1 protein-coding gene is annotated in these 529 nt (G+C 62.9%); it reads right to left on the reverse strand.

All coding sequences use genetic code 11. From position 1 onward, the window contains the following. On the reverse strand, positions 1 to 529 hold a 529-nt coding region (locus AC4FS3_RS29440), incomplete at both ends, for an oligosaccharide flippase family protein (protein ID WP_491023485.1).

Genomic DNA, 529 nt, shown 5'->3' on the forward strand with positions numbered 1-529 from the left:
TGATCAATGATGCGCGCGCCGGCGAAATCCCGGATCAGGACCATGCTGGTCACCGTGGCGATCATCGTCGCCCCCACCTTGGCCGCGATGGCGCCGGCAATGCCCCACAGGGCGATGCCCACGAGCGCCAGGGGAACATAGGCCAGCAACTCCACCATGAGCCTGACCGTCACGGATTTCAGCCGGTTCAGCAGCAAAGCGAAAATCCACATGGCGCTGCCCGGCAGGCGCAGGATGGCGATCAAGCAAAGCGCCTGGAACACCGGCGCGATATCGGCCCATTTTTCTCCGAGAATGAGCCCCACCAGCGGCCCCGCCATGCAGGCCATGAAGGCGAATATGGGCGACATCAGCAGAAAAACGCCGCCCGACACCTTCAGATATGCGTCGCCAAAGGAATCCTGCCGCCCGGCCGCGAGCATCGCGAGAAGCGGCCGGGTCAGGGGGTACAGGAGCGCCTGGAACGGAATGGACACCAGATCAGACGAAATCGTGTACTGTCCAAAGCTGTGCGCGGCGACAAAACGCG

It is taken from the genome of Pseudogemmobacter sp. TB195, from assembly GCF_058313095.1.